This is a genomic window from Stagnimonas aquatica (genome assembly GCF_003730135.1).
Lineage (GTDB): Bacteria > Pseudomonadota > Gammaproteobacteria > Nevskiales > Nevskiaceae > Stagnimonas > Stagnimonas aquatica.
Map to the genome: position 1 here is coordinate 138,476 of NZ_RJVO01000005.1, position 26,904 is coordinate 165,379.

General features: G+C 70.4%; 23 protein-coding genes and 1 tRNA gene. 18 read left to right on the forward strand and 6 right to left on the reverse strand.

Annotation, left to right across the window (positions count from 1 at the left end; all coding sequences use genetic code 11):
- The first annotated feature begins 1 nt into the window (after position 1).
- Positions 2–1,189 (forward strand): glycosyltransferase, encoded by a 1,188-nt coding sequence (locus tag ED208_RS11905; protein WP_123212129.1) that lies wholly within the window; start codon positions 2–4, stop codon positions 1,187–1,189.
- 15 nt (positions 1,190–1,204) lie between these two features.
- On the opposite strand, the gene ED208_RS11910 is transcribed toward ED208_RS11905, so the two are convergent.
- The 4 genes from ED208_RS11910 to ED208_RS11925 are packed head-to-tail and all read right to left on the reverse strand — an operon-like array spanning position 1,205 to position 5,534.
- The gene (locus tag ED208_RS11910; RefSeq protein WP_123212130.1) at positions 1,205–2,377 is read right to left on the reverse strand and encodes an FAD-dependent monooxygenase; all 1,173 of its coding nucleotides are present in this window, start codon (positions 2,375–2,377) and stop codon (positions 1,205–1,207) included.
- Positions 2,374–3,585 (reverse strand): 2-octaprenyl-6-methoxyphenyl hydroxylase, encoded by a 1,212-nt coding sequence (gene ubiH, locus ED208_RS11915; RefSeq protein ID WP_123212131.1) that lies wholly within the window; start codon positions 3,583–3,585, stop codon positions 2,374–2,376. Before ubiH ends, ED208_RS11910 begins: the two co-directional genes overlap by 4 nt.
- Positions 3,586–3,617: 32 nt before the next feature.
- Positions 3,618–4,955 (reverse strand): Xaa-Pro aminopeptidase, encoded by a 1,338-nt coding sequence (gene pepP, locus ED208_RS11920; protein ID WP_123212132.1) that lies wholly within the window; start codon positions 4,953–4,955, stop codon positions 3,618–3,620.
- A gap of 21 nt (positions 4,956–4,976) precedes the next feature.
- Positions 4,977–5,534: a UPF0149 family protein gene (locus tag ED208_RS11925; RefSeq protein WP_123212133.1), complete on the reverse strand. Its 558-nt coding sequence runs from the start codon at positions 5,532–5,534 to the stop codon at positions 4,977–4,979.
- 84 nt (positions 5,535–5,618) lie between these two features.
- On the opposite strand from ED208_RS11925, the gene argA reads away from it, so the two are divergent.
- The 8 genes from argA to ED208_RS11965 all read left to right on the forward strand — a co-directional run bounded on the left by argA (position 5,619) and on the right by ED208_RS11965 (position 16,797).
- Positions 5,619–6,938, forward strand: coding sequence for an amino-acid N-acetyltransferase (argA, locus tag ED208_RS11930; protein ID WP_123212134.1), 1,320 nt, complete (start codon positions 5,619–5,621; stop codon positions 6,936–6,938).
- 8 nt (positions 6,939–6,946) lie between these two features.
- Positions 6,947–7,453: a hypothetical protein gene (locus ED208_RS11935; RefSeq protein ID WP_148044749.1), complete on the forward strand. Its 507-nt coding sequence runs from the start codon at positions 6,947–6,949 to the stop codon at positions 7,451–7,453.
- A complete protein-coding gene (bioA, locus tag ED208_RS11940; RefSeq protein ID WP_123212136.1) occupies positions 7,446–8,849 on the forward strand; it encodes an adenosylmethionine--8-amino-7-oxononanoate transaminase in 1,404 nt (467 codons plus the stop codon). Before ED208_RS11935 ends, bioA begins: the two co-directional genes overlap by 8 nt.
- Positions 8,846–9,568, forward strand: a complete 723-nt coding sequence (locus ED208_RS11945; protein ID WP_123212137.1) for a 16S rRNA (uracil(1498)-N(3))-methyltransferase — start codon at positions 8,846–8,848, stop codon at positions 9,566–9,568. The genes bioA and ED208_RS11945 overlap by 4 nt, the downstream gene beginning before the upstream one ends.
- A gap of 117 nt (positions 9,569–9,685) precedes the next feature.
- Complete coding sequence (gene fdxA / locus ED208_RS11950; protein ID WP_123212138.1) at positions 9,686–10,009, forward strand: ferredoxin FdxA; 324 nt, start codon at positions 9,686–9,688, stop codon at positions 10,007–10,009.
- Positions 10,010–10,025: 16 nt separating this feature from the next.
- Entirely contained in the window at positions 10,026–12,782 is a 2,757-nt protein-coding gene (locus ED208_RS11955; RefSeq protein ID WP_123212139.1) for a PD-(D/E)XK nuclease family protein, read from the forward strand.
- A gap of 117 nt (positions 12,783–12,899) precedes the next feature.
- Complete coding sequence (locus ED208_RS17720) at positions 12,900–16,208, forward strand: UvrD-helicase domain-containing protein (protein WP_123212140.1); 3,309 nt, start codon at positions 12,900–12,902, stop codon at positions 16,206–16,208.
- Positions 16,209–16,263: 55 nt separating this feature from the next.
- The gene (locus tag ED208_RS11965; RefSeq protein WP_123212141.1) at positions 16,264–16,797 is read left to right on the forward strand and encodes a hypothetical protein; all 534 of its coding nucleotides are present in this window, start codon (positions 16,264–16,266) and stop codon (positions 16,795–16,797) included.
- Positions 16,798–16,858: 61 nt separating this feature from the next.
- Here ED208_RS11965 and ED208_RS11970 read toward each other — a convergent pair.
- Positions 16,859–16,934: transfer RNA gene (locus ED208_RS11970), tRNA-Ala, on the reverse strand.
- Positions 16,935–17,224: 290 nt separating this feature from the next.
- On the opposite strand from ED208_RS11970, the gene ED208_RS11975 reads away from it, so the two are divergent.
- Together ED208_RS11975 and ED208_RS11980 are read left to right on the forward strand one after the other, a co-directional pair.
- Entirely contained in the window at positions 17,225–17,851 is a 627-nt protein-coding gene (locus tag ED208_RS11975) for a TIGR04282 family arsenosugar biosynthesis glycosyltransferase (protein ID WP_123212142.1), read from the forward strand.
- A 75-nt stretch (positions 17,852–17,926) separates the two neighbouring features.
- Complete coding sequence (locus ED208_RS11980) at positions 17,927–18,184, forward strand: hypothetical protein (protein WP_123212143.1); 258 nt, start codon at positions 17,927–17,929, stop codon at positions 18,182–18,184.
- A gap of 31 nt (positions 18,185–18,215) precedes the next feature.
- Here ED208_RS11980 and ED208_RS11985 read toward each other — a convergent pair whose 3' ends face one another.
- Positions 18,216–18,923: an LOG family protein gene (locus ED208_RS11985; protein ID WP_123212144.1), complete on the reverse strand. Its 708-nt coding sequence runs from the start codon at positions 18,921–18,923 to the stop codon at positions 18,216–18,218.
- 61 nt (positions 18,924–18,984) lie between these two features.
- Here ED208_RS11985 and ED208_RS11990 point away from each other — a divergent pair, with 61 nt between their 5' ends.
- From ED208_RS11990 to ED208_RS12015, 7 genes are all read left to right on the forward strand, one after another.
- Complete coding sequence (locus ED208_RS11990) at positions 18,985–19,398, forward strand: hypothetical protein (protein ID WP_123212145.1); 414 nt, start codon at positions 18,985–18,987, stop codon at positions 19,396–19,398.
- A 130-nt stretch (positions 19,399–19,528) separates the two neighbouring features.
- On the forward strand, positions 19,529–20,983 hold the full coding sequence (locus tag ED208_RS11995) for a TolC family protein (RefSeq protein WP_123212146.1): 1,455 nt from the start codon (positions 19,529–19,531) through the stop codon (positions 20,981–20,983).
- The gene (locus ED208_RS12000; protein ID WP_123212242.1) at positions 20,983–22,383 is read left to right on the forward strand and encodes a multicopper oxidase family protein; all 1,401 of its coding nucleotides are present in this window, start codon (positions 20,983–20,985) and stop codon (positions 22,381–22,383) included. The genes ED208_RS11995 and ED208_RS12000 overlap by 1 nt, the downstream gene beginning before the upstream one ends.
- Before the next feature lie 308 nt (positions 22,384–22,691).
- Positions 22,692–23,429 (forward strand): HugZ family pyridoxamine 5'-phosphate oxidase, encoded by a 738-nt coding sequence (locus tag ED208_RS12005; RefSeq protein WP_123212147.1) that lies wholly within the window; start codon positions 22,692–22,694, stop codon positions 23,427–23,429.
- Positions 23,426–23,572, forward strand: a complete 147-nt coding sequence (locus ED208_RS17345; RefSeq protein ID WP_158608533.1) for a hypothetical protein — start codon at positions 23,426–23,428, stop codon at positions 23,570–23,572. Before ED208_RS12005 ends, ED208_RS17345 begins: the two co-directional genes overlap by 4 nt.
- Positions 23,562–25,532: a TonB-dependent receptor plug domain-containing protein gene (locus ED208_RS12010; RefSeq protein ID WP_123212148.1), complete on the forward strand. Its 1,971-nt coding sequence runs from the start codon at positions 23,562–23,564 to the stop codon at positions 25,530–25,532. Before ED208_RS17345 ends, ED208_RS12010 begins: the two co-directional genes overlap by 11 nt.
- A complete protein-coding gene (locus ED208_RS12015) occupies positions 25,529–26,899 on the forward strand; it encodes an HmuY family protein (RefSeq protein ID WP_123212149.1) in 1,371 nt (456 codons plus the stop codon). Before ED208_RS12010 ends, ED208_RS12015 begins: the two co-directional genes overlap by 4 nt.
- Positions 26,900–26,904: the final 5 nt, after the last annotated feature.

Consider the following 26,904-nt stretch of genomic DNA (forward strand, 5'->3'; position numbering starts at 1 on the left):
GGTGGCGGCGCGCCGCATCCTGCTGGCCTGGGAGCTGGGCGCCGGCCTCGGTCATCTGATGCCGATGCGTCTACTGGCCGCCGCCCTGCGCCAACGTGGTCACCGGGTGTTCCTGGCCCTGCGCGATCTGCAATCCGCCCGCCGCGCGCTGGGCGACGAGAGCCTGGACCTGCTACAGGCGCCGCTGCTGCTGGGTCCGCCGCAGCGCCCGGTCAAGCTGCAACTCAGCTACGCCAGCCTGCTGCACAACTGCGGCTTCGACAGCGTCGCCGGCCTGACCGGACGCCTCCAGGCCTGGCGGACGCTGCTGCAGTCACTTTCCATCGACGCCGTGGTGGCAGTACATGCCCCGACCGCGCTGGCCGCCGCCGGCAGCCTGCAAGTGCCGGCGGCGACCCTGGGCACCGGCTTTGTGCAACCGCCGGCGCAGACCCCGTTGCCGGCCTTCTTTCCGGAGCAGGGCGTGGGCGAACCACTGTTGCGCCGCAACGAGGCCATCGTTCTCGGGGTGCTCAACGGCGCTCTGGACGAACTGGGCAGCGCGCCCTTGCCGGACCTAGCCAGCCTGCTTCGGCGCGCCCACCCCGCCCTGCTCAGCTACCCGGAGCTCGATCACTACGCGCTAGCACGCCCCATCCCCTACCTGGGCCAGCCGGACTTCTCGCAGGGCCTGCCGGTCCGCTGGGGGCCACGCCCGGAGAAGCGGGTATTCGCCTATCTGCGCCCCTTTCCCGGTCTGCACGAACTGTTGCTGGCACTGAAGAACCTGAAGGCGCAGGTGCTGGTGCATGTCGGCGACCTCGACCCGGCGCGGCTCAAGGCCTATCTGCGCCCCGGCCTGGTGGTGTCCGACAGCCCGGCGCACCTGCGCCAGGTGGCGGCCGACTGCGATGCCTACGTTGGCTACGCGCCGCACGGCAGCACCGCCGAGATGCTGCTGGCCGGCAAGCCTTGCCTTTTGATCCCCACTAATGTCGAACGCCAGCTGGTGGCGCGGCGGGCAGAGGCCCTGGGTGCGGCGCGGGTATTGCCGCAGAGCACCGGCCAAGACCATGCAGGCGCGCTGCAAAGCCTGCTGGAAGACCGCGCCCTGCGCCAAGCCGCCGAAACCTTCGCGCTGCGTTACGCGGCGCAGGACCGCAGCCGCATCCTCGAAGACTGGGCGGACGACTGGCTGCAGCGGTTGTAGTTCGGGACGAAGGGGCTAGCGGCCCAGCGCCCGCGCCAACAGGGCCGGCTTCGCCAGCGGCAGGCGGTTTACCAAGCCCAAGCCGAGATTGCGCAGGGCGCGCAGGCTGGCCTGCTCGTTGCCGAACAGGCGCTTGAGGCCGTCGGTCAGCGCCAGCATCTCCAGGTTCTCGGCCTTGCGCTGCCGCGCATAGGCCGCCAGGGTACGCGGCCGCCACCAGCCGCGACCGGCGTCGCGCGCCGCCGCCAGGCTTGCGGTGAGGGTGGCGACATCGGCCAGCCCCAGGTTGAGGCCCTGACCGGCCAGCGGATGCACCACATGCGCGGCATCGCCGACCAGCACCAGACCGGGGGCGTGATAGTCCTGCGCGTGCAGCAGGCGTAGCGGAAAGACGCGGCGCGGTGTCGGCTCCGACAGCGCCCCCAGCACGCCCTGGCTGGCGACGCTCAGGCGCAGCGCGAAGTCGGCATCGGAGAGCGCCAACAACTCGGTGGCTAGTGCCTTGTCACAGGACCAGACCAGCGACACCCGGCCATCGGCCAGCGGCAGCAAGGCCAGCGGACCGCCGGGCAGGAAGCGTTGCCAGGCGGTGCCGGCATGCGGCAGCGCGGTGCGCAAGTGGCAAACCAGGGCCTGCTGTTGATAGGACCAGCCGACGGTGGGAATCTCCAGCCGCGCCCGCAAGGGCGAATCCGGTCCATCGGCGGCCAGCAGCAGACGGCCACGCAAAACGCGGCCATCGGCCAGGCCCAGTTCCGCCTGCCCCTCTTCGGTTTTCGCCGCGACGATCTCCGCTCCCAACTCGGTGATGCCAGGCGGCAGCGCCTGCCAGAGCGCGGCAGCCAGCGCGGCATGCTCGACGATGGCGCCCAGGTGTTCAGCGCCCGCCTCGGCGGCGTCGAAGCGCAGCGGACGCTCCGGATGTTGATCCCAGACCCGCATTGCCCGGTATGGGCAGTGGCGCAGCGCACGCAGGGGCTCGCCAGCGTCCAGCCGGTCGAGAAAATCCAGCGAGGCCGGCGCCAGTGCATAGACGCGGGCATCGGTCTGGTTGGAATCGAAGCTCGGGGCCTGCGGGCTGCGCTCGATCAGCCGCACCGTGAAGCCGGCGCGCTGCAAGGCGATGGCGGCGGCCAGTCCAATCGGACCGCCGCCGGCGATCAGGATGTCGGCGTCGTAGCCGCTCATGCCGTCAGGCCCCGGTGCCCGAGGTTCTGGCGCAGCACGCTTTCCTTGAGTGGCGGCGTCAGATCCAGCGCCAGCAGACCCAGATGGCGCAGGCCGGACAGCAGCGGGATGCGATTGGAGAACAGCCGCACCAGGCGGTCGGTGAACTCGGCGGTGCGCTGGCGATCGGCGGCGCGCGCGGCGGCGTAGGCGGCGAGCCCCGCCGCCTCGCCTGGATCGCCGCCGGCCAGGGCACAGGCCTGCAAGCGTTCGGCCAGCGCGGCGACATCGCGCAGACCCAGGTTGAAACCCTGCGCCGCCACCGGATGCAGGCTCTGCGCGGCATTGCCGCAGAACACCACCCGGGGCGCGGTGAGCTGCTCGGCGAGGCTGCGTTGCAGCGGGTGCGGCAGGCGCCGGCCCAGGCTCAGGAAGCGGCCCAGGCGCTCGCCGAAGCAGTCTTCAGCCGCGCGCAGGAACTCTGCCTCCCGCAGCGCCTGCATGGCCTCGGCGCGCTCGCTGGGCAGCGTCCAGATCAGCGAGCAGGGATAGCCCGGCTCGCGGTCGTCGGCCAGGCGTGGCTTGGGCAGCAGCGCGAACGGCCCCTCCGGCGTGAAGCGCTCGTAGGCGACGCCGGCCGGGTCGCGCTGTGTCCGCACGGCGGTAACCAGCGCGGTCTGCTGGTAGTCGCGGCGTTCGGCGGCGTAGCCCAACAGCTGGCGCACCGCCGAGCCGGCGCCGTCGGCGGCCACCACCAGGCGGGCGCGCAGGGCCTCGCCGGAGTCCAGACGCAGCTCCACCGTCTGCTCGCCCAGTTGCAGCGTCTGCAACCGTGCCGGGCAGAGGAAGCGCAGGTTGGACTGGGCCTGCACCCGCCTCATCAGTTCGGCGCCCAGAGCGCGCAGCGGGGTGTTGTGGCCGAGCGCGGCAAGGCCGGCCTCGGCGGCGCTGAAACGGGTGACGCCGAAGCGGCCGCGCTCGGAGATGTGGGTGGCGGTGATCGTCGCCGTCTGCGGCGCCAGCGCGTCCCAGACGCCGTAGCGGCCGAAGATCTGGTGGCTGGCGTCGTTGAGGGCGATACAGCGCTCGTCCCAGCTCGGCGCGCTGGCCGGCGGCGCGGCGGCCTCGATCAGCACCAGACGCAAGGGCGTGTCGGCCAGGGCCAGCGCCAGACTGGCGCCGACCAGGCCGCCGCCGACGATGGCAATGTCGTAGCGATCCGCCTGCATGGCTATAACGGGTCCCGGGCTGCCGTCGAAGACTAGGCCGTGGCCATCAGCTCCTCGATCTCGTCGATTTCCTTGGGCACGCCGGCGGTCAGCACCTCGGGACCCTGCTCGGTCACCAGCACGTCGTCCTCGATGCGGATGCCGATGCCCCAGTACTCGCTGGGCACGTCAGGGGTGCCGGGCGCGATGTAGAGGCCGGGCTCGACGGTCATGACCATGCCGGCCTGGAAATGCCGGTAGGCGCCGGCCAGCTTGTAGCGGCCGACATCGTGCACATCCATGCCCAGCCAATGGCCGGTGCCGTGCATGTAGAACTGCTTGTGGCGCTCGCTGCGGATCAGCTCGTCCACCTCGCCCTGGAGCAGGCCCAAGCGCACCATGCCGTCGGTGAGCACGCGGATCGCCACCTCGTGCGGACGGCTGGCGAGATTGCCGACCGTGAGTTCGGCGATGGCCGCCTTCTGCGCCGCCAGCACCACCTCGTAGACCGCGCGCTGGGCGGCGCTGAACTTGCCGTTGATGGGAAAGCTGCGGGTGATGTCGCCGGTGTAGCCACGGTACTCGGCGCCCGCGTCGATCAGCAGCAGCTCGCCGTCCTTGAGCGGCGCGTTGTTCTCGGTGTAGTGCAGGATGCAGGCGTTATCGCCGCCGCCGCAGATGGTGCCGTAGCCGGGCTCGCAGTCGTTGAGCACGAACTCGGCGTGAATCTCGGCGGCGATCTCCCACTCGTTGCGACCGGGCTTGGTAGCGCGCATGGCGCGCACATGGGCGGCGGCACTCACCTCGCAGGCAGTGCGCTGCAACTCGATCTCGGCCGGACGCTTGATCAGCCGCATCTCGTGCAGCGTCTGCTCCAGCGCGACGATGGTGTGCGGCGCGGCAGCGCCACGTCGGGAGACATCGCGGATGTGCTTGACCGCCGCGATGATCTTCGGGTCCAGCGCCGGGTACTCACCCAGGGTGTAGTGCACGGTCTCGCGGCCGGCCAGCAGGCGGGGAAGCTCGGTCTCCAGATCCTCGATGGAGCGCGCCTCGTGGGCGCCGAACAGGCTCACCGCGCCTTCCGGGCCGTAGCGGCGGCCGTCCCAGATCTCCCGCTCGGCATTGCGCGGCCGCACGAACAGGATGAACTCGGCCAGGTTGCCCTCGGCGTCCTTGCGGCCCGGCGCCAGCACCGCCGCCGCATCCGGCTCGGTGAAGCCGGTGAGGTAGGCGAAGTCGGCGTCCTGGCGGAAGCGGTACTGGGTGTCGCGGGCGCGGGTGACTTCCGAGGCGCTGGGGATGATGGCAACGCCGTCGGCGCCGATGCGGCGCATCAGCTCGGCACGGCGGCTGGCGTATTCAGTCAACTGGTGATCGTTGGGGCGCATGACAGGGTCCTGTGCGGCGGCTCAATGGATGGTCTGGTCGTTGGCGGCGGGCTGGCGCGGCGCCAGCTCCATGAACACCAGTTGCAATCCGACCCGCACGTACTCGACGAGTTCGGCGTAGGCCTCTTCCTCGACCTCGGCGTTGTCGCCCTCGTCGAACTCGGCGCGGGTGAACTGTGTGAGGTCTTCCACCACCTCGCGCACCTCCGGCGAGGCCTGGCGCAGGTTGAGCCCGCCCCGGCTGGCCAGCCCCAGCAGGAAGCCCTCGCACCACTGGCCCAGCGCCCGCGCGCGCTGGCTCAGCGGCAGCTCGTCCTCGGGCAGCAGCAGGCGGATGCCGGAGTCGGGGGCGGCCAGCTCGCGCAAGGTGGCGTCGCGCAGGCTCAGCAGGGGCGAGCGGGTCTCCGGCGCCGGCGGCTCGCTGCTGACCCGTTCCAGCAACTGCAAGGGGTCGATGTCGGCCGGCAGCCGGACACAGAGCGCGCCGCAGAGGGCGCCGTGGAATTCGCTGGCGTCCTGGTCGAAACCGGCACGCTGCAGCAGGGCGCCGAGCGCCTGGTGGGGAGAAAGATCGGACATGCCGAGATTATAGCGACCACCCCAACGCTCTCCCGACGATGCGAGGGCCGGCGGCAGCCCCGGCGCCCCTATAATCCGCGAGCCATGAATCCCGCCGAATTCGTCCGCGCCCTGCGCGCCGCCGCTCCGTACGTGCACGCGCACGTGGACCGGGTGTTCGTGCTCGCCTTCGGCGGCGAGATCTGCGAGCGCGAGGACTTCGAGCATTTCCTCTACGACATCGCCCTGCTGCACAGCCTGGGCGTCAAGCTGGTGCTGGTGCACGGCGCGCGGCCGCAGATCGAGCAACGCCTGCGGCGTCAGGGCATCGAGTCCAAACACCAGGGCAGCCTGCGCATCACCGATGCCGACACCCTGCAATGCGTGCTCGACGCCGCCGGCAGCCTGCGCATGGCCATCGAGGCCAAGCTCTCGACCTCGCTGGCGTCCACCCCGATGGGCGGCGCGCGGATCAAGGTCGCGGGCGGCAACTGGATCGTCGCCAAGCCGGTGGGCGTGCGCAACGGCATCGACCATCTCTACACCGGCGAGGTACGGCGGGTGGATGCCGAGAGCATCCGCCAGGTTCTGGATCAGGGTCGCATCGCCCTGGTCAGCAACACCGGCTACTCGCCCACCGGCGAAATCTTCAACCTGCGCTACGAGGACATCGCCACGGCGGTGGCCATGGAACTCTCCGCCGACAAGCTGGTGTTCCTGGTCAATTCCAACCCGGACGACTGGAAACTCGCGGCCGACACCGGCGACGCCGGTCAGCTCTCGCTAGGCGAGGCGACGCGCCTGTTCGAAACCGCCGCGCTCGCCGACCGCGACCGCGCCCACCTCGCCGCCGCGCTGGCCGCCGGCCGTGGCGGCGTCAAGCGTACCCATCTGGTCGGTGCCGCCGAGGAAGGCGCGCTGCTGCGCGAGCTCTACACCCGCGACGGCGTCGGCCTGATGGTCTACACCGACGCCCATTACGAGGCGGTGCGCGAGGCCAGCATCGAGGATGTCGGCGGCATCCTGGCGCTGATCAAACCGCTGGAGGACGCCGGCGTGCTGGTGCCGCGCTCGCGCGAGCAGCTCGAACTCGAGATCGGCCAGTTCGACGTGATGGTGCGCGACGGCCTGGTGATCGCCTGCTGCGCGCTGTTCCCCTTCCCGGCCAAGAGCATGGGCGAGTTCTCCTGCGTCGCCGTGCACAGCGACTACCGTGGCGAGGGCCGCGCCGAAGCCCTGCTCAAGCGCGCCGAGGACACCGCCCGCCAGCAGGGCTTGAAGCAGATCTTCGCGCTCACCACCACCACCGAGCACTGGTTTCTGGAGCACGGCTTCGTCGAAGGCCGGATCGAAGACCTGCCGGTGCAGAAACAGCGCATCTACAACTACCGGCGCAATTCCATCGTACTGGTGAAGACTCTCTAGAGCGGCCGATGCAAGTCCCATTTGATCTGCTGCGCCGGCAAACGGCACCGGATGTGATGGCCGTTGCAGACCAGGTTTGGGAAAAGCGCGATCACTTCATCCGGTGGCCGCGGGAGGCTCTCTTGCTCATGCCGGGAATCGTAAGAATCCCTTACCACACGTACTCGGATGAGCTGAAAGCCAAACTGAGAGCCGCAAAGGTCGCGCCCGACTCGCGATCCAACGGCCCCGCAATCGCAGCCTTCCTGCTCGCAGGAGGGGAGCGCCCAACCAGGACAGCGGTGGGCAGGTCATGGTCGGTTCATCACATTTACGACGGCCAGTTCCCGGTAGGCGATACCATCCTCCGCGCGGTGACTGATGGCCGCTATTTCACCCACTCGGCTGGCTTAGTTGCCGTACACCCTCTGGCCGATGCCTTGGCGGACGAGGTCCCGTATTTTGCCTGGCTTCTGAGGTTGGAAGCCTTCAGAAGATTCCGATTCGATCCAGACCACGTGTTCAGCCATGAGTAGCCCAGCGTCTACGTCCAACGCCGATTGGCGCGCCCGCTCGCTGGCGCATGTGTGGCAGCCCTGTACGCAGATGAAGGACCACGAGTCCGAGCTGCCGCTGATCCCCATCGCCCGCGCCGAGGGCGTCTGGCTGGAGGACTACGAGGGCAAGCGTTACCTCGACGCGGTGAGCAGTTGGTGGACCAACCTCTGGGGCCATCGCCACCCGACCATCGTCGGCGCGCTCAAGCAGCAGCTAGACACGCTGGACCACGTGATCTTCGCCGGCTTCACCCACGAGCCGGGCATCCTCCTCGCTGAGCAACTGGCGGCGCGGAGCGGCCTGCCGCGCTGCTTCTACACCGACAACGGTTCCAGCGCGGTGGAAGCGGCGCTGAAGATGAGCTTTCACTACTGGCAGAACCTGGGCAAGCCGAACAAGCAGCGCTTCATCGCGCTCAGCAACAGCTATCACGGCGAGACCCTGGGTGCGCTGGCGGTGGGCGGCCCGAGCATGTACCGCGACAGCTATGCGCCGCTGCTGCTGCAACCGATCTTCGTGCCCTCGCCCGACTGCTACACGCGCACCCCCGGCCAGAGCTGGGAGGATCACAGCCGCCGCCAGTTCGAGCACTTGCGGCTGGTGCTGGAACGGCACGCCGACGAGGTCTGCGCGCTGATTCTGGAACCCCTCGTGCAGTGCGCCGGCGGCATGCGCATGTACCACCCGCTATACCTGACCCTGGCGCGCCAGGCCTGCGACGAGTTCGGCGTGCATCTGATCGCCGACGAGATCGCGGTCGGCTTCGGCCGCACCGGCAGCTTCTTCGCCTGCGAGCAGGCGCCGCCGGCGGTCTACGGCCGGGGCGCCAAGCGCGGCATCACCCCGGACTTCATGTGCCTGTCCAAGGGCCTCACCGGCGGCACCCTGCCGCTGGCGGCGGTGATGACCCGCGAGGAGATCTACCAGGCCTTCTACGCCGACTACGCCGCCTACAAGGCCTTTCTGCACAGCCACAGCTACACCGGCAACCCGCTGGCCTGCCGCGCCGGCCTGGCCTCGCTGAGCCTGTTCGAGGAGACCAATGCGCTCTCCGCCAACGCCGTGCTGGCGCAGCTCCTGTGGGCGCACACCGCCGAGTTGCGCACGCACCGCCACGTCGCCGAGGTGCGCCAGACCGGGTTGATCCTGGCGGTGGAGATGGTGCGCAATGTCGCCAAGCGCGAAGACTTTCCCGCCAGCGAGCGGCGCGGCCTGCGCGCCTACCGGCATGCGCTGGAGAAGGGCGTGGTGCTGCGGCCGCTGGGCAATGTGCTCTACCTGATGCCGCCCTACGCGATCAGCGCCAAGGACGCCCAGAAGATGTGCGAGGTGCTCTGCGAGGCGGTGGACGTCGCCACCCGCGACCCGGCATGACCCGCGTCTACCTGCCACAGCCGCTCGCCGTCGGCGCGCTGCTGGAGCTACCGGAGGAGGCGGTGCGCCACCTCGTGCAGGTGCTGCGCATGGGCAATGGCGAGCGCCTGACCGTGTTCAATGGCGAGGGCGGCGAATATGGCGCGGTGCTGGAAGCGGTCGCCCGGCGCTCGGCCAGCCTGCGGGTACTGAGCCACGACCCGATTGATCGCGAAGCGCCGATCACGGTGAGCATCGCCCAGTGCGTCTCCAAGGGCGAGCGCATGGACTACGCCCTGCAGAAGGCCACCGAACTGGGCGCCACCGGTTTCCTGCCGCTGCTGTCGGCGCGCGGGGTGGTCAAGCTCGACGGCGAGCGCTGGGAGAAGAAGATCGAGCACTGGCGCGGCGTGGTGACCGGCGCCGCCGAGCAATCCGGCCGCACCCGCCTGCCCACCGTGGCCGCACCCGAGCGCTTCGAGAACTTCGTCGCCGGCGAACGGCCCGGCCTCAAGCTGATCCTGGCGCCCGGCGGCCAGACCCGGCTGTCGGCGCTGGCCCGGGCCGAGACCGTCACCGCCCTGATCGGCCCGGAAGGCGGCTTCGACGAGGCCGAGCTGGCGCTCGCCGACCGCCACGGCTGGCAGCGGCTGGCGCTGGGGCCACGCATCCTGCGTACCGAGACCGCGCCGGTGGCCCTGCTGGCCGCCCTGCTGAGCCTGCACGGCGACCTCGGCTGAGGCCGCGATTGACCCCGCTCGGACCAGGCCCGGCGCCTCGTCCGGATGCGGGTTTGGGCCCCGGGCCATCGCTGCCGTAAAATGCGCGACCTTTCGAAGCTACACCGAGCCGCTGCAATGACCTTCGTCGTCGTCGAAAACTGCATCAAGTGCAAATACACGGACTGCGTGGAAGTCTGCCCCGTGGACTGCTTCCACGAAGGCCCGAACTTCCTGGTGATCGACCCCGAGGAATGCATCGACTGCACGCTCTGCGAGCCCGAGTGCCCGGCCAATGCGATCAAGGCCGAGGACGATCTCAAGGAACACGAGTTGCAGTTCAAGCCGCTCAACGCCGAGCTGGCCAAGAGCTGGCCGGTGATCACCGAGCGCCGTGGCATCCCCGCCGACGCCAAGGAATGGGACGGCAAGCCCAACAAGCTGGCGCTGCTGGAGCGGTAGTGCCCCGCGCGTCGTCATGACCGACGCGCCCTTCCTGCTGCTGCCGCCCGGCGCGGACTTCCCCGAAGCCGCCGCCGGGCTGATCCTCGCCGAACCCGGCGCGCGTCTGCCCGATCTCAGCGCCCTCACGCTGGTGGTCGCCAGCCCGGCGCTGACGCCGCCCTTGCTGCGCAGCCTGACCCGCGCCAGTGGCGGCGCGCTGCTGGCGCCGCGCATCCTCGGCCTCCATCAATTGGCTGTCAGCCCGGAAGCGGCGTCGCCACTGGCCTGCCGGCTGCGCCTGGCCGAGGCGGTGGCGCGGTTCCGCTTCCTGTTCCCCGGGCAGACGCCGCTGCGGGTGGCCGACGCGCTCTACGCCCTGTTCGAGGAGCTGGAACAGCAGCAGGCCGCGCTGCCGGACGACGAGGCGGCGCTGGAAGCGCTGCTGCAGCGCGGCTACGGCGCCGATCGGCCGCTGGCGGCGCTGTCGCGCGAGGCGCAGATCGTGCACCGCCTGCACCGCGCCTTCCGCGAGGAACTGGGCACGCGCGCGCCGGCCGTCGCCCAGCGCCAGGCGCTGGCGGCGACGCTGGCACAGTGGCCCGCTGAACACCCCTTGTGGTTCCTGGGCTTCGATGCCCTGAAGCCGGCCGAGGCTGCCGCCATCGCGCCGCTGCTGGCGCGCGGCGGTGCCCGCCTGCTCAGCCAGGGCAGGCTCGACGGTCGAGACGGCCTGGCGCTGCGCCGTCTGGCCGATCAACTCGGGCAGAGCCCGCAGTTGCTGGATGCCGAAAACAACAGCCCGCGCGGCCTATTGCTCGACGCCGCCTATGCCAGCGAAGGTTTGGCCCGCGAACGCGCCCTGGCGCTGAACGCGGCCGCAGCCGGCGACCTCGCCCTGGTGGAAGCCGCCGAGGCCGAGCACGAGGCGCAGATCGCCGATCTGGCGGTGCGCGAGGCTCTGCTCGCCGGCGCCCGCCGGGTAGCGGTGGTCTGCGAGGACCGCCGCCAGGCGCGGCGCCTGCGCGCGCGGCTGGAGCGGGCGGGCTTGAGCCTCGCCGACCGTGGCGGCTGGGCGCTGGCCACCAGCCGCGCCGCCGCCAGCCTGGACGCCTGGCTGAGCTGCCTGGACGCCGATTTCCCCTATCCATCGCTGATGGCGGTGCTCAAGTCCGGCCTGCTCGAAGACGGCGAGGCCTGGGCCGAGAGCCTGGAGCCGCGCGCCTATGCCCAGAAAGTCGGCGGCGGCGCGGCGCGCTGGCGCGCGCTGATGGACAGCCCCGCCGAGCGGGCGCGCTGGGACCGTCTGGTCGCCGCCGGCCAGAAGTTGGAGAGCCTGCGCGGCCCGCATCCGGCGCCGGTGCATGCCGATGGCCTGCTCGCCAGCCTGGAAGCCAGCGGCCTGGCGTCGGGCCTTGCGGCCGACCCCGCCGGCGCGCGGGTGCTGGAGCGCCTGAGCGAGCTGCGCGAGGCCCTGGCCGGCACCGGCCTCAGCCCCAGTTGGCCGGCCTTCCGCGCCCTGCTCGACGCAGCGCTGGAAGACGCCAGCTTCAACACCGGCGATCCGCAATCGCGGGTGCAACTGCTGACGCTGGCGCAGACCCAGGGCCTGCGCGCGGATGCGCTGATCCTGCTCGGCGCCACCCCGGCCCTGCTCGCCGAGGGCGGCCAGGCGCCTTTTTTCAACCGCAGCGTGCGCCGCGAACTGGGCCTGACCACGGCCGCCGAACGCCAGGCCCTGGGGCTGGCGCGGCTGCGCCGGCTGCTGGAAGCCGCCCCCCAGGTGCGGCTGATCTACGCCCCTGGCGAGGCCGGCGAAACCGCGCAACTGCATCCGGCGCTGGCGGCGCTGGCAGCCTTTGCGGCGGCGGCGGGCACGCCGCTGGCGCAGGACCGCGCCCTGGCCGCGCGCGCGCCGCTGGCCGAGATCGCCGCCGAGTCGGCATTGCCGGACGCCAACCTGGCGCCACCGGCGCCCGCCGCCACCGCGCCGCTGTGGGAGCGGGCGCTGTCGGCGCGCGGCCACCAGACCCTGATCGACTGCCCCTACGCCTTCCACGCCCGCTACGCCCTGGGCCTGGAGCTACTCGAAGCGCCCGATGCGCCGGTGGACCGCCGCGACTACGGCGACCGCGTGCACCGCCTGCTGCGCGCCTTCGAGGAGGCGGTGCCGGGCCTGCCGCCGCCCTGGGACGGCCCGCGCGACGCTGCCGCCCTGCCGGCCATCGAGCAGCACCTGCACGCGCTCGCCGACGCGGTGTTCGCCGCCGATCTGGCGGCGCGGCCGCTGGCGCGGCTCTGGCGCAGCGAGTTTGGCGCCGCCATCCCCTGGCTGGCGGAGCAGCTCTGCGAGTGGCCCGGGGCGGTGGTGAGCGTCGAAAAGGACCTCGACACCCTGCGCGACGGCTGGCGCCTGCGCGGCCGCGCCGACCGCCTGGAAGACGAAGGTCTGCGCAAGCGGGTCATCGACCACAAGACCGGCCTCACGCCCAGCCGCAAGGCCATGCTCGCCGGCGAGGCGGTGCAGTTGAGTCACTACAGCCTGCTCACCGAGCCGGTGACCCAGATCGAGTACTGGAACCTCAAGGAGCAGAAGAGCGCCGGCCTCGACGGCGAGCCACTGCAAGACTTGGCGTTTTCGATCAGCGAGCGCCTGCAAGTGCTTTCGTCCAGCCTGCGCAACGGCGCGCCGCTGCCAGCCAATGGCGCCGACAGCGTCTGCGAGCGATGCGAATTTTTCGGCGTCTGTCGGCGCGGCGACTGGGCGAACGGGGGTTTTCATGGACAGCCTTGAATGGCTGTCCATGCCCGTTCGCGCCCGTGCAGGGATGCACGGGCCGGGGTTTATCGAAGCAGTTGAAGCCGCGCCAGGGAAGGCAGAGACAGCTACCACGACCGCGAGGTTCGGATCATGAATCCCGCCCTCGACCCCAGCCGCAGCAGCGCAGTGCTGGCCAGCGCCGGCACCGGCAAGACCTGGACGCTCACCGGCCGCATCGTCCGCCTGCTGCTGGCCGGCGCCGTGCCGGGCGGCATCCTCGCGCTCACCTTCACTCGCAAGGCGGCGGCGGAAATGCGCGAGCGCGTGGTCGCCCGTCTCGAAGAGCTGGCCTATGCCGACGAGGCCGGCCTGAGCGCCGCGCTCGCCGAGTTGCAGGCGCCGGACGACGACGCCCACCGACAGCGCGCGCGTGCCCTGTTCGAGGACTACGTACACGCCGAGCTGCCGCTGCGCGCCAGCACCCTGCACGCCTTCTGCCAGGAACTGCTCGGCCGCTTTCCGCTGGAGGCCGGCGTACCGGCCGGCTTCACGCTCGCCGAGCGCGAGGACGAATACCTGGCCCAGGCCATCGAGCAGGTCCTGGCCCGTCTGCACCGCGCGCCAGACAGCGCCGAGGCGCAGGCGCTGGACGTACTGGCCCAAGAAGGCGTCGGCGAATGGGAGCTGCGCGAGCTGCTGCGCGGCCTCTTGCAACGCCGTGCCGAACTCTGGGCGGCAACCGAGGGCAGCGAAGCGCCGCTGGAAACGCTCTCCACCGCGCTCGCCACGCGCCTGCCCTACAGCGCCGACGAAGACCCGTACGGCGCCGTCGACGCCGCGAGCTGCGGCTTTCGCATCAGCATGCTGCACGGCCTTTTGCAGGAGCTGGGCGACACCCAGTACGTGAAGGCGGCGGCGCTGGCCGGCGCCCACGAATTGCAAGGACCCGAGCGGCTGGCCGCCTTGCTAACGGCGCTCTACAAGAAGGATGGCAGCGCCCCCTACAGCTTCAAGCCGCCGAAAAAGCGCTACACCGAGCAGCAGGCCGCCACCGCGCTCGACCATCACGCCGCCCTGCTCGAAGCCCTGGGCCTGAGCCTGGAGGCGCTGCGCCGGCACAGCACCTACCGCCGCACGCGCGCCGCGCTGACGCTGGGCCTGGCGGCGATGACGGCGCTGGACGAGATCCTGCGCCGCGCCAACGCGCTGCTGTTCCCCGAGTTGGAATGGCAGACCTGCCGTCTGCTGAGCAGCGCCGAGCAGGCCGAGTGGGTGCGCTACAAGCTCGACGCCCGCATCGAGCACCTGCTGCTCGACGAGTTCCAGGACACCAGCCCGCTGCAATGGCGGCTGCTGAAGCCCATCCTCGACGAGTTTGCCGCCGACCCCACGCGCGGCCGCAGCGCCTTCGTGGTCGGCGACGCCAAGCAGAGCATCTACGGCTTCCGCCGCGCCGAGCCGCAGTTGCTGGAGCTGGCGGCGCAGACGCTGGAGCAGCAACTGGCGGCGGTGCGCCTGCCGCTCAATGCCTCGCAGCGCAGCGCGCCGGCGATCATCGACTTCGCCAACACCCTGTTCCTCGGCGAGGCCGGCGCGCGCATCGGCTTCGACGCGCACGAGACCCGGCGCGAAGGTCTGTACGGCGCGGTGGAAGTGATGCCGCTGTTTGCGGCCGGGGAGCGCGACAGCCCGGACAACGATGGCGGCCTGCGCAATCCACTGACCACGCCGCGCGAGACCGGCGAAGACCGTCGCGCCGCGCAGGAGGGCGAGTGGGTGGCGACGCGCATCCAGGCCCTGATCGCGGCACGCACCCCGGTCACCGGCCGCGACGGCGCCAGCCGCCCGCTGCATTACGGCGACGTGATGGTGCTGGCGCGCCAGCGCCGCCATCTCGGCGCCCTGGAACGCGCCCTCGGCGCGGCCGGCATCCCTTATCTCAGTGCCACCCGTGGCACCCTGCTGGACACCGCGCTGGCGCAGGACCTGCTCGCCCTGCTCGCCGTGCTGGACGCGCCGCACCGCGACCTGGAGCTGGCGCAGGCGCTGCGCTCGCCGCTGTTCTCGGTCGATGACCACGACCTGCTGGCCCTCGCCCGTCGCGCCGAGGACGCCAAGCAGACCTGGTTCGCCACTCTCGACGACTGCCTGGAGCGACCGGCGCTGGCGCGCGCGCAGCGCCTGCTGAGCCGCTGGCGCGGGCTGGCGCGACGGCTGCCGCCACACGATCTGCTCGACCGCATCGCCGACGAGGGCGATCTGGTCCGCCGCTGCCGCGCCGCCCGTCCGCAGGACAGCGCGGTCGCCGCCAATCTCGCCGCGCTGCTGCAACTGGCGCTGGACAGCGATCACGGCCGCTATCCCACCCTCGCCGGCTTCCTGCGCCACTGCGCCGGCCTGCGCGGCGACGCCGCCCCCGACGAGGCGCCGCCGGCGGGCGGCGAGGCGCGCGTGCGGGTGATGACCGTGCACGCGGCCAAGGGTCTGGAGGCACCGGCGGTGTTCCTGGTCAACACCGCGCCCGGGGCCCGCGCGGCGCGCGCCGGCTGGCGCATCGAATGGCCCATCGGCGCCGAACGCCCCGGCCTGGTGGTACTCACCGGCAGCAAGAACGACCGCGACCCGCTCTCGCAAGCGCTCGTCGACGCTGAGCAGGCGCGCGAGCAGCGCGAGGATCTCAACCTGCTCTACGTGGCGCTGACCCGCGCCCGGCAGTACCTGTTCGTCTCCGGCTTCGCGCCGGCGCGCGGCGAGGCCGAGGACAGCTGGCATGCCCGCTGCCGGGCCGCCGCACAGGCGCTCACCGCCGCCGCCAACGATTCCGCCGACACGCCGCCGCAGTTGCTGCACTACAGCCGCGGGCAGGCACCTGCAGTGCAGGAGCTGCCGGCCAGCAGCTCGACCGAGCGCCTGGATCCCGCCCTGCTGCGTCCCCTGCGGGCGCAGAAACCCGCCACCGACAGCAGTCTCGCCATCGCGCCCGAGGCGGTGCTGCGCGGGCAACTGGTGCACGCGCTGCTGCAAGCCTTGAGCACGCCGGGGGAGGTTGATCGCGCGCGGCTGCCGGTCAGAGTCGCCAGCCAGTTGGGCACCGCCATCGCCCCGTCCCTGTACGCAGCGGCGCTGGCCGAGGCCGAGGCGGTGCTCACCGCGCCCGCCTTGCAGGCGCACTTCGCACCCGGCTTGCGCGCCTGGAACGAGGTCAGCCTACCGGTGCTCGGCGACGAGGGCCTGCAGATGAACGTGATCGACCGTCTGGTCGATGACGGCGAGCGGCTCTGGGTGCTGGACTACAAGACCCACCGCACCGGCGACGCCGCCAGCGTGCTGGAAGGCGCCCGCGAGCAGTTGCTGCGCTACGTCGACGCAGTGCGGCGCCTCTGGCCCGGCCGCCCAGTGCTGGCCGGGGTGATCTGGACGCCCAAGGCACAGTGGCTGCCGTTGGATCCTAGCGCTTGAGCATGTGGGGGAAAGTCCGCAGACTGCGGCGTCCACATTCCCGCACCGAGGCGACATGACGCAGTCCAAGGAACCGATGTCCTGGTTCACCAAGCAAGAGCTCAGCATCAGCTTCCTGCGCATCGAGGAAGTCAGAACCAGCGGCATTCTCACCAGCGACGGCGTCAAGAGTCCGCTGTTCAAATCCGCGATCACCGAGCTGCTCATTTATATCAACGACATGTTGCAGAAGGCGGATGCGATGGGCCTGCGCATCACGCTGGCCGATCACCTGCCGGCCTGGACATCGGTGCCGGATGTCACCGAACTGGTTGCCAGATGCCGAGACGCCGCCTGCCATGTTTCTGCTGGTCAGGAATTCTTCGAGCGCAACAAATTTTCCTTCGCCCTGGTCGTTGGGCTGGTGCCGGAGGCGGTGAAGATCGACGGCACACTGCGGGGCAGCGACTTCGAAGACGACATCGCGCTGTTCTTCGGCGGCTATCGGCTGTATCTGCGCCGCAATCTGCTGGATGCCTACACCCTGGCGGTGCGCGCGCTGCAATCCTTGGTCAACCCCGAGCCCACTGAAGCCTCTACCCTCAGCTGAAGCTAAAAACGAAAAGGCCCCGCTTCGGCGAGGCCTTTAAATTACTTCTGATATCTGCGTTTGGTGGAGCGGAGGAGGATCGAACTCCCGACCTTCGCATTGCGAACGCGACGCTCTCCCAGCTGAGCTACCGCCCCCCACTGACGCAAACCGCCTTGCGGCGATCCCCACCAGCTTGAGCCCGAAAAATCCAGAGCCAACTGCCAGAAGGGGCGCGATAATACCACAGGGTTTTCCAGTTTCACCTGCCCCTTCGTGGCTGCGGGGAGAGGCGTCAGACCGTCCGCTCTAGCCTGGGCGCAGGCCGCTTACCATCCTGCCGTCAAAACCAAGAATCCCGCAGTAGCGCTACCGGTGCCCCCATGCGTCGCCTGTTCATCGCAAGGCCAGCCTTTGTCCTGAAGCCGGTTCCACGGCGACACCGCGAATGAGAGTCCTGGTGTTCGCCCGTGCGCCGGTGCCAGGCCGCTGCAAGACCCGGCTGATCCCGCGCCTGGGTGCGCGCGGCGCTGCCTGGGTGCAGCGGCGGCTGCTGGAGCGGGCGCTAGCGACTGCGGCTGCGGCCTTCGGCACCGAAATGCTGACGCTCTGCTGCGCGCCGGACAGCCGGCATCCGCATTTCCATGCCTGCCAACGCCGCTGGGGCTTGCGGCTGGCGCGCCAGGGGCCAGGCGATCTGGGCGCGAAGATGCGCCGCGCGCTGGCCACAGGGCCAGCGCTGCTGCTCGGCTCCGACGCCTGGGCGCTGGAACCGGACGATCTGCGGCGCGCGGCGGCGGCGCTGGCGGACTGCGACTACCTGCTGATCCCGGCCCCGGACGGCGGCTATGGTCTGATCGGCGCGCGCCGCCCCCTGCCCTCGCTAGCCGGCATCGCCTGGAGCAGCGGCCGCGAGCGCGCCCAGACCCTGCGCCGCCTGCGGCGGGTCGGCCGGACCCGGGAGCTGGGCCCGGCGCGCGCAGACTTCGATACCCCGGCGGACTGGCGACGTGCGCGCCGGGCCGGAGAGCTGGCGCCACTGGTGAACAAATTTCATCCAGAACGGCCGCAGTGACGAACGGACTTCCCTTTAAGGGGAAAGACTGCTAAAAACGCGCCCGTTTCGTTCATCAGACCAGCCCCGACCGTCATGGCAGGACGTCCCAGCAAGAAAGCCAAGGAAGCCAAGGCCGCCGCCGAGGCTGTGGCCAAGACCTACGACGACTTCGTCGGCGAGGAGTCGTACTCCGAGGATGTGCCGGACATCGACCCGGCCACCGGCGAGGCCCGCCGCGATTGGCGCGATGTCGAGAAGTACCGCGAAGCGCGCGAACTGAAGAAACTGGTCGATCAGGATCTCGAGTCCTATCTGTTCCGCGAGGAACGGCCGCGTCCCGGCCGCCGCTAGCCGCTCGCAGGGCCGCCACTGGCGGCCCTTTTCAGTCCAGCGCCGCAGTCAGATAGCCGTAGGCTTCCTCGACGCTGTCGATCACCCGGAACAGCTCCAGGTCCTGCTCCGAGATCAGTCCGCGCCGCGCCAGCAGCGGCAGATTCAGCACCTCCTCCCAGTATTCGCGCCCGAAGAGCACGATGGGCATCGGCTCGGCCTTGCGCGTCTGCACCAGGGTCAGCACCTCGAACAGCTCGTCCAGGGTGCCGAAGCCGCCCGGAAAGGCGACCACCGCCTTGGCCAGGTTCATGAACCAGAACTTGCGCATGAAGAAGTAGTGGAACTCGAAGGCCAGCGGCGCATCGAGGTAGGGATTGCCGTGTTGCTCGAAGGGCAGCGAGATACCCATACCGACGTTGAGCCGGCGGTCGATGCGGGCGCCGCCTTCCTGGAAGGCCTCCATGATCCCGGGGCCGCCGCCGGTCACCAGGTGGTAGCGCTGATCGACCGCGTGCTTCTCGCAGGTCCAGGCCGCCAGGCGCTCGCCGAGGTCGGCGGCCTGGCGGAACCAGTCGCGATCCCGGGCGTCCGCCGTCTGCGGACGCAGCCGCGCGGAGCCGAAGGCGACGACGGCGCGGCTCACACCCTCGCGCTGAAGTCGTGACAGCGGCTCCAGGTACTCGCAGAGGATGCGCACGGTGCGGGCGTCCTCGCCGTTGAGAAAGGCATTGTTCTGGTACGCCTTGATCAGTTTCATGCTGGCCGGGAACTCGTGGAGAGGCGTAGAGTCTAGGGGACAGACTCGCCGCCCCGCCCTCATGTTCCTGCGCCGCCTCCTGCTGCTCTGCCTGCTGACCAGCCATCTGCTGGCCCTGCCGGGCATCGCGCGCGCGGCGGCGCCTGAATGCCGGCATGCGCAATCCGCCACGACGGCCACCGCCGCCACGGAGAGCATGGATCACGCCAGCATGGGTCACGGCGATCACCACCCTGCGGCGGCCACCGGAAGTCAGACCGACGCCCCGTCAACCGGACAGCCCGGTTGTCACTGCGGCTGCCCCTGCGCCGCCAACCACTGCATGCCGGGTGGCGGCATGGCCCTGCCCCTGGCGTTCAGTCCCTGGCTGCCACAGCCACCACGCGACCGGCTCGCCGCCATCCAGGGCAGTTCCGAACCCTTGCCAGCCCACCAGGGCAGGCAGCTGCGACCGCCGGACCCCAAGACCGCCTGAGCGCCGCGGCCGGCGGCGTCCTGCGTGCAGCCTCCAGGCAACTGGGACTGGGCTGTGCCGCTTCTGATCCCCGCCCGCCGCTCCATCCCGCTGCCCGAGGCAGCGGTGTTCTCTGTGATGGAGTCTTGCCTTGTCCACTTTTCACGTCCTTTCTCATGGCCGTCTGTGCGCGGCCCTGCTGGCTGCGGGCCTGGCCAGTTGTGCCAGCCTGCCCAGCGACTGGGGCCGCGCCGCGGTCGCCGAAACCACCGCCGCGCGCGGCCTGCCCCAGACCAGCGGCGACCTCCGCCAACTCCAGTCGCGGCTGCTGAGCCAGCCGCTGCAGCCGGACGACGCGGTCAGCCTGGCCCTGCTCAACAGCCCCGAGCTGAGCCACAACCTCGCCAGCCTCGGCTTCGCCGCCGCCGAGGTCTATGACGCCGCCCGGCTGTCCAACCCCGTGCTCAGCGCGGCGCGTCTGAGTTCCGACGATCCGGCGGCGATCCGCCCGCAACTGAGCCTGGGCCTGGCGTTCAACTTCACCGAACTCCTGTTCCTGCCCATCCGCAGCCGCCTTGCCAGCGCGCGCTTCGAGACCGCCAAGCTGGAGGTCGCCGACCAGACCCTGGGCATCGCCTATGCGGCGGAAGCGGCCTGGTATCAGTCGGCCGGTGCCGAGCAGGCCGCCGCCATGCGCCAGGCGATTGCCCGCGCGGCCCGCGCCTCCGCCGATCTGGCGCAGCGCTATTTCGAGGCCGGCAACCTGAGCCGGCGCGCGCTGGCCGCCGAACAGGCCGCCGCCAGCCAGGCCGCCCTGGATGCCGAGACCGCCAGCGCCGAAGCCAGTACCGCGCGCGGCCGGCTGCAACGGCGCATGGGGCTGACCGCCGACCATCAGGGCTGGACGCTGGCGCCCGGCCTGCCGCCCCCCCCCGAGCAGAACCTGACGCTACCGGAGTTACTGCAACTCGCCGCTGATTCCCGGCTCGACCTGGCGGCGGCCAGGCGGCGGCTCGATAGCGTGCAGCTCGCGACCGGCCTGGAGCGGCGCGAGCGCCTGCTGGGGCCGCTGGAAATGGGCGCCGAGTACGAGCGCGAAACCGATGGCAGCCGCCTGCTCGGTCCCGGCCTGTCCTGGCAGTTGCCGCTGTTCAACTGGGGTAGCGGCCGCAAGGCCCAGGCGCAGGCCCAGCTCGCCAGTGCCGAAGCGGCACTGCGCGCCAGCGAGCTGGACGTGCAGCAGGAGGTCGGCACCGCTTACGCCGAGTGGCAGTCGGCGCAGCGCCGACTGCGCAGGCTGCGCGAGGAGCTGATCCCGCAGCGCGAGGCGGTGGTGGCGCAGACCCAGCGCGAGCTCAACTACATGCTGGTCGGCGCCTTCGACCTGCTGCTGGCCAAGCAACAGGAGTACGCGGCCTATGGCGCTTATCTGGACGCGGTGCGCGACTACTGGCTGGCGCGCAGTGCCTTGAGCCGTGCCATTGGCCGCCGCCTGCCGGAGCCCGAGACGAAGACCGAGGCACGGGTGGACGCCGGCAGCGGCTTGCCCGGCGCCGGCATCCCCGACGAAACCTCCCACGCCCATCACCACGGAGACGCGCCATGATTTCGCGCCGCCATCTGCTGTCCCGACTCGGCTGGGGCTCCGCCGCCCTCGCCGCCAGCGGCCTCGCCCGCGCCGCCGACCCCCCCGCGCATCCGCACACTTCGATCCCTAAGGCCGACGAGCCGGCATCGGCGCCGCTTCCGCCAAGCAGGCCCGACGGCAGCTACACCCCGGTACGCACGCTCAACGGCTGGACACTGCCTTACAAGCTGGTCAACGGCGTCAAGGAGTTCCACCTGGTCGCCGAGGAGGTCGAGCACGAGTTCGCGCCCGGCTCGGTGGCCAAGTGCTGGGGCTACAACGGCAGCACGCCCGGCCCGACCATCGAGGCGGTGGAAGGTGACCGCGTGCGTATCTACGTCACCAACCGCCTGGGTGAGCCGACCACCGTGCACTGGCACGGCATCCTGCTGCCCAGCGGCATGGACGGGGTCGGCGGCCTGAGCCAGCGGCACATCCAGCCGGGCGAGACCTACGTCTACGAGTTCAGCCTGCGCCAGCACGGCAGCCATATGTACCACCCGCATGCCGACGAGATGACCCAGATCGCGATGGGCATGATGGGCCTGTTCATCGTCCACCCGCGCCAGCGCGAAGCGATTGACCGCGACTACGCCTTCCTCATGCACAACTGGGCGCTGCATCCGGGCACCTCGCGGCCCGACCCCTCGGTGATGCAGAACTTCGACCTCTGGACCTTCAATTCCAAGACCTTCCCCGCCATCGAGCCGCTGGTGGCGCGCAGTGGCGAGCGGGTGCGCGTCCGCGTCGGCAATCTGTCGATGTGGAACCACCCCATCCACATGCACGGGGTGCGCTTCGAGGTGACCGGCGGCGATGGCGGCCGCTGGCCGCGCGCGCAGTGGCGGCGCGAGGTGACCGAGATCGTTGGCGTCGGCCAGGTCCGCGATCTGGAGTTCGTCGCCGTGCCCGGCGACTGGGCGCTGCACTGCCACATGTCGCACCACACCATGGGGCCGATGGGGCACGAAATTCCCAATGCCATCGGCGTCGATCAGTCGGGCGTCGAGGACGAGATCCGCAAGCTGCTGCCCGGCTACATGGCGATGGGCAAGGACGGCATGTCCGAACACGGCGGCCACGTCGCGATGGGCATGCTGCCGGGCCCGGACAACACCCTGCCGATGATGACCGGCGAAGGCCCGCTGGGGCCGCTGGAAATGGGCGGCATGTTCACCCTCATCAAGGTGCGCGACGACCTCGCGCCGGGCGACTACCGCGATCCGGGCTGGTACCGCAGTCCGGCCAGGGAGCAGGCGCGCCGCATCTCCAGCGACCCGGATTTCGGCAGTCCGGTTCGCCGGACTGTGGCGCTGACCGCGCCGGCGGAGGTCCTGCAAGCGGATCCGCACGCCGCGCACCGTCGACACGGAGGCTAGGCCGCCGCTTCGCCGCAAGCAGATCCCGGCTGGTCGCCACGGCGTTGCGGCGGCGAGCCGGGACCGAGACGCCGCCGGCCAGCGGCGCAGCCTGATTGCATCCCAGGCGCTGCCCAGGCGCAGGTTGATCGCAGCCGGCACAAGAACCGAGCGGCTACCGGGGAAAGAATCGGTTTGTGGTTTATTTAATGCACCTAATTTGCATTTAGATTTGTGAATCACTACCGTATTTCCGCCCCGCCCTACCGCTGACCGTCGAGACCGTCGGCCGTGGGTCAGCCGTGCCACCACCCCACCCGCCGACATCCATGAGCAGCTCCGCCGAATCCGCCCCGCTTGCCCGCGCCCTCTACGCCCGTTGCACCGAGGGCGTGCTGTCCACCATCTCGCTGGACGTGCCCGGCTACCCCTTCGGCTCGATCACCCCCTACGCCAGCGACGCCCAGGGCCGGCCGGTGATCCTGATCAGCGACATCGCCCAGCACACCAGGAACATCCTCGCCGACAGTCGCGTCTCGCTGACCCTGGCCGAGGGCGGCGACGATGCCCAGGCCGCCGGCCGCGTCACCATCCTCGGCGACGCCCGGCCGGTGCCGGCCGAGGAACTGGAGATCGCCCAGGCCCGCTACGAGCGTCGCTATCCGCAGTCGCGCGCCTACCACGCGCAGCACGACTTCCGCTTCTTCCGCATCGAGCCGGTGCGGGTGCGCTACATCGGTGGCTTCGGCCGCATCCACTGGATCAGCGCCGAGACCTTCTGCCGCGCCAATCCCTTCGCCGGTCGTGGCGAGGACGGCATGGCCGCGCACATGAACGCCGACCATGTCGAGGCAATGCGCGACTACTGCCGCCTCCACGGCTTCCCGCTGGCCGGCGACGAGCAGCCGCAGATCGCCGGCATCGACGCCGAAGGTTTCGAGCTGCGTATCGGCAAGCGCCTGCTGCGCATCGGCTTCGATACCCCGGTGGAAACCGCCACCGAAGTGCGGATGGCCCTGGTCGCCCTCGCCAAGCGTGCCCGCGAGACCGTCGGCGCGGGTGCATGAAAGCCCCCGCCTTGCGCCGCCCCAGCCGCGAGGATCTGCGCCGCCTGGCGCAGCTCGGCTTCTGGTTTTTTCTGATCAAGGGCCTGCTCTGGCTGACCGTGCCACTGGCACTGGCCTGGTGGATGAACAGCGATGCGATTTAGCCATGCTTCCTGCCTGCTGCTGGCCCTCTGCTCCGCCGCCTCGGCGCAAACGGGGAGCGACCGCGAGGCGATTCCGGTGCAGGCCCTGGCGCCGGAGGCCGCCGCGCCCGCCGATCCTGGCGAGCGCAGGGTCCACAGCGTCGAGCTGGACCCGGTGGTGGTCACCGGCACCCGCACCGAGCAGCCGCTCAGCCGCAGCCCGGTGGAAGTGCAACTGATCGGCGCCCGGCAGATCGCCAACAGCGGCGCCCGCGATCTGGCCGAGTTGCTGGAGCGCGAGGGTGGCGTCTACGTCAGCCGGGTCGCCGGCCGTGGCACCAGCATCGAGATCCAGGGCCTGGCCTCGGACCAGATCCTGGTGCTGGTCGACGGCCGGCGGATGATCGGCCGCATCAACGGCGCCATCGACCTCAGCCGCCTGCAGCTGGACGCCATCGAGCGGGTGGAGATCGTCAAGGGCCCGTCCTCCGCGCTCTACGGCGCCGACGCCATGGGTGGCGTGGTCAACATCATCACCCGCCGCGACGGCCGCCCCGGCGGCACGCTGAGCGCGCGCATCGACAGCGGCGAGAACCGTGAGCTGCTCGGCAACGCTGGCTGGACGCTGGGCGCGCTGCGCGGCCACAGCAATGCCGGCTACTTCAAGATCGCGCCCTACGACCTCGACGAATCCACCGCCAGCACCGATGGCATCGAGGGCGAAACCCGCTTCGCCGGCAGCGAGGCGGACTGGCAGTTCAGCGAGCGCGCCAGCCTCGGCCTGAGCGGGAGCTGGGCGCTGGACGACAGCCACCGCATCGACGCCGGCACCGGCGGCCGGGTCTACGACACCCGCAAACGCGTCGAGGACATCCGCACCGGCCTGGCGCCGCGCTACGACTTCGGCGCCGGACGACAACTGGCGCTGGACCTCTACTACAACCGCTACTTCGACCAGTTCCTCCAACAGCAGCGCGGCGGCGACGGCAGCAACGATCTTGACGAGGAAACCCTCAACCAGCTTGGCTCGCTGGGCGCGCAGTACGACCACCGCCTGGGCGCGCACGGCTTCAGCCTGGGTGCGGAGACCTCGCTGGAACAGCTCGACGCCGACCGTCTCGCCCAGAAAGGCGAGCGCGACCGCCAGTCGCTGTACCTACAGGACGACTGGCGCTACTCGGAAACCCTGCGCCTGGTGCCCGGCCTGCGCTACGACCGCGACTCGCAGTTCGGCTCGCAGCTCTCGCCCAAGCTGGCGCTGCGCTGGGACTTCGCGTCGGACTGGTTCCTGCGCGCCGGCTACGGGCGCGGCTACCGCGCGCCGGACTTCAAGCAACTGCTGCTGCGCTTCAGCAATGCCGCAGTCGGCTACCGCGTCGACGGCAATCCCGATCTGCAACCGGAGCGCAGCAGCGGCTACAACCTGGGGCTCACCTGGCTGCCCAGCGCCCGCCTCAACCTGAGCCTGTCTGCCTATCACAACCGGGTCAGCGACCTGATCGACGTGGTGCAGACCGAGAGCGGCCCACCCATCGTCTTCAGCTACGTCAACGTCGCCCGCGCGACGCTCAACGGTCTCGACCTGCAAGGCCGCTGGCGGCCCTGGCAGCCGCTGGAGCTGCAACTCGGCTACGGCTACCTGCGCAGCCGCGACGAGGACAGCGGCGAGGCACTGAGCGGCCGCGCCCGCCACCGCGCCAACGCCGCCCTGCGCTACGAACGCGCGAGCAGCGCCTGGCAGTTGCGCGGCGTCTGGATCGGCAAGCGGGTATTCGGCGTCGAGCTGGACACCGGCGGCGCGCCCACCGGCGCCGGTGTCGCCAGCGACTACGCCCTGTTCGATGCCCGCGCCGAACTCAAGGCCTGGGAGCACTGGCGGCTCGCCGTCGGCGTCGAGAACCTGCTGGACGAGGGCGATGTGCGCTTCCTGCCCATCGCGCCGCGCAACGCCTATCTGGAACTCCGCTGGAGTTTTGAATGAAACACACCCCCGCCTCCCTGCTCTCCGCCCTGAGCCTCTTGCTGGTCGCCTGCGCCGGCGACATCTCGCCGGACAAGACCGTCGAGGAGCCGGAAACCCCGGCCGAGGCCCTGCCCGGTCCGGGCGGCCCGCAAGTGGTCTTCAGCAAGACCGACAGCGGGCTCTACCACGCCAGCGTCGATGCCAGCGGCAGCGACTGGATCTACATCGACCTCGACAGCCAGACCCAGGTGTTTCCGGCCAGTCCCGAGGCCAGCGACGAATGGGACCTCGCCCACCGGGGGCCGGAGATCAAGCTCAACGGCGGCGTCTCCGGCACACCGCCCGGTGGCCAGGCGGTGATCGTCTACGGCGACAAGAGCGCCGAGGGCAGCCGCTATCCCTTCGACAGCGTCAGCGCCGCGCCGACCACCACGGCGGTGAGCTACCAGACCGACGCCAGCACCAGTGAACTGGGTGCGCTGGTCGCCCTGCTGCAGTTGTTGCAGTCCCTGGGGCTGCCGGTCACCGATCCCACGGCGGGTGTGGCCTACGCGATGAACAGCTATCCCGAAGCCGACCAGGAACCCAGCACCGCGACCGGCGCCGGCGACTACGGCTGGTATCGCAACAGCGGCCTCGCCGCCGGCTCGGAGATCAGCGCGCGCGGCAACGTCGCCTATGTGCTGCGCACGGTCGAATGCCGCTACTACAAGCTGCGCCTGCTCGGCTACACCGGGGCTGGCGGCGCGACCGGCCATCCGCAATACGAGTTCCTGGAAATTCCCGGCAATGCCTGCGGCGGCGCCGACAGTCCGGTGGCGCCACTTGGCCGCGCGCAATTCGCCGCCAGCGGCAGCGGCTACACGGTGGCCGTCGATGCCAGCGACGAGGACGCCTGGGTGCATCTCGACCTGGCCAACCATACGCAGGTCGTCCCCAGCAACCCTGGCAATGATCCGCTGGGCTGGGACATCGCGCTCAAGCGCAGCGATCTGAAGCTCAACAGCGGTGTGTCCGGCAGCGGCAGCGTGCTGCTGCACGACGGACTGCGCGATGACTGGGCGGCGCGCGTGCAGGCGCCGACAGTGACCGACAGCAGCTATCACAGCGACGCCGAGGGCGCGCTTGCCTTCGTCACCTACCCCGCCGCCGAGCGCAGCGGTGACGCCGCCTGCGGCGGCATCAACGGCGATCACGGCTGGTACTACTACTCGGGCTTCTGCAACGACGGCAAGGGCATGCACTACATCTCGCCGCGCGAGGTGGTCTATGTGCTGCGCGGCCGCGATGGCCAGTACTGGAAGCTGCGCATGCTCGGCTACTACGACGGCAGCGGCAGCTCGGCGCATCCCTCGCTGGAGTACGCGCCGGTGGCGGCGCCCTGACCGAG